Genomic DNA, 2,615 nt, shown 5'->3' on the forward strand with positions numbered 1-2,615 from the left:
GGCACTCCGGCCTGCCGCTGTATTCATTGTTAACCGCATCATAATTTTGAGAGTTACCACCCCTTCATAGTCATACCCTGGCTTTGTTCTTCCTCATGGTCGTTTGGCTTGTGGCCCAGAGCGATTCTCTTTTCTCGGAGCTGCTGGCGGCGCTTCCAGTCAATGTGCAGGCCGGCATCGGACTGGGGCAGAGAGTGGTTCTCAAAGATCCGGCTCATGTGGTAGAGCAGGCGGGTGGCCGCCAGCATTACGGAGGGCGGACGGATTTCATTTTGCCGCTCCAGGAAGAGTTGGGCGTACTGGTTTCCTTGGGCGGCGGAACGACCGAACCAAACCATTGCCTGGGTCTGGTCGTGAGTCACTCCCTGCCCTGTCAGGTACAGCTTGCCCAGCATGTACTGGGCGTACTGGTTGCCCGCCTCCGCTGACCGGGTGAACCATTTCGCCGCTTTGGAGGTATCTTTAGTCATCGCCTCGCCGGTCAAATACTCCCTGCCCAGCCGGTAGGCGGCGAAGCGATTTCCATTCTCCGCCGCCTGCTTCAGCCAGCGGATGCCCTCCTTCGGGTTCCGCACCTCAGGATCATCAGAGAGAAGAAATTTTCCGAGGACATACTGGGCCTCCGGCAAGCCCTGCTCTGCCGCCTGGGTGAGCCAGTCTTTCGCCTTTTGACTGTCTGGGAACAGCAGCGGACCATCCCGGTAGAGCTGACCCATCAAGTATTGAGCATGGGTGTCACCTCGTTCCGCCAGCCGCTCCAGCTCCTCCATGGCCCCGTCTCGGTCGGCCAGGGAAAGGGTGTCGTCCCAGATGATCTGCCGCAGCTCCCAGAAATCATAGGACTCGCCCCGCCCATGTTCTGGTTCATCATGTTCAGTCAGGTCGGCGTCCTCGAAAGTGATCTCCCCCATGCGGATGCGCTCCGCCTCCTGGATGACGGCGTTCTTGATCTGTCGGAACACTTTCTCCTGTGACAGCTTTTTCTTTTCTCTGGGCTTGTCATGGTAGTACTCTATCCGCGTTGAGAAACAGCGGCAGGTCATCGTAGGATTTGTATTCGGATTTCTTCAATCAGCATCCTCCTTTGGAACATCGCGGACATCATCTGGATGGACCAGACGCAGGAACTCCCCTACGGAGTTGACTACACCGGCATCTTTGAGCTGCTGGTAACGGATCAGATCACAGAGTGTTCGGAGATTGACCTCCGCACACTCCAACAGCTTGTCCATCACCACGATCTGTTGTTCTGTGCTGAGCTTCGTGGGTTTGTCCGGGTCTTGCAGATAAGGCCCTTCCCCCGCCGGAACCTGGAGGTGGCCGTGGGTCTGGTAAAACTCCCTCGCCTGCCGGTACATGCTCTCCCAAAGCTCCTCCCGGACATCCCACACCATCCCAATCTCTTCCAGCCGTTGAATCCGCTCCTTCTCCAGCTCCCCCATCTGGTATGCTTTCCTCTGCCGGGAAAGCCAATTGGACAGCGGTTCAGAAAGCCGCTGCTGTGCTCCCCGGCTCCATCCCAGACTGCCGCAGCGGAGCGCATGGGCCTTGAGCAGTTCAAATTGGCTGTCCCAGCCCTGCTGATGATGATCGGCTGGGATGTTCAGCTGATCCAGCTTCTGTTTCCGTTCCCGGCTCAGAGTCCCTTTTTTAATGTTTTGCTTCTGATTGTTCAGCCACAGCCCCAGCTTGATTCCCTCCCCGGTCACATAACCGGCGGGAGGAAGGCGGCCGCGGGCGGCCGCGTACTCCTTTACCAGCTCAAAACAAACGGTCCACTGCTCCTGTCTCTGCTGCTGTGGCTCCCAGACCATTCCCATCCCGTCAAAGATCTTCTCCTGCTCCGGGGACAGCGTCCCCTGCCGGCGGCTCAGCCGGATCCGGTTGACCCAGATGCCCAGCTTCCTTCCCTCCGGCGTCACATAGGACTGGGGCACCCGAACGTCCCCAAAGGTCCGGCGGTACTCCTCCAGCGCCTGCACCATGGTCTGAAATTCCCACTCTCTCACATCCCAGATCATCCCTATGGCCCGCAGCTTCTCCTCCCGTTCCTTGGTAAAGCAGGGATTTGTTTTTCCCTTGTAATCGCCCCGCTGGGTCCCAATCCAAGCCCCCAACCGTTTTCCCTCCACCTGGTAATCCCCAGGGACCGCCAAATTTCCATGGGTTTGGGCGTACTGTTTGGCCAGCTCATACATCTCCTCCCAGCTGGCTTGCCGAACATGGGTCCCTTTGTTCACCGTTTTCCCTCCTAAAAAACCGCACCGGCCCGCTTAACAAAACCAGTATACCAGTCCACGCGCCTGGCTGGAATTTTTTATTCTCCGGATTCCAAGGTCACAGCCACGGCCATCTCCTCTGATAAACAAAACAGGATGCCGGCGGAAACACCGCCGGCATCCTGTTTTATGATAAAAACTCCGCTTGGTGCAAGGTTTTTAGCCGACCTTCTCCATGGTTACGACCACCGGTGCATTCTCCTCGTCGTCCAGGGAACCTGTGTATGTGATTTTGACCTGGTCGCCCTCCTCAAACCCGTCCTGGCTGACCCCCTGGCCAAAATCCATCACCTGATACTCTCCGTCGCCCACCAGCAGGATCAGGTAAGTGCCCAT

Annotated in this window: 2 protein-coding genes; both read right to left on the reverse strand. The window is 57.4% G+C overall.

Annotation, left to right across the window (positions count from 1 at the left end; genetic code table 11):
• Positions 1-53 precede the first annotated feature (53 nt).
• A complete protein-coding gene (locus B5E43_RS14670; RefSeq protein WP_242964856.1) occupies positions 54-962 on the reverse strand; it encodes a tetratricopeptide repeat protein in 909 nt (302 codons plus the stop codon).
• 105 nt (positions 963-1,067) lie between these two features.
• Positions 1,068-2,240, reverse strand: coding sequence for a helicase associated domain-containing protein (locus tag B5E43_RS14675; protein ID WP_087397905.1), 1,173 nt, complete (start codon positions 2,238-2,240; stop codon positions 1,068-1,070).
• Positions 2,241-2,615: the final 375 nt, after the last annotated feature.

The organism is Flavonifractor sp. An100, assembly GCF_002161175.1.
GTDB lineage: Bacteria > Bacillota > Clostridia > Oscillospirales > Oscillospiraceae > Lawsonibacter.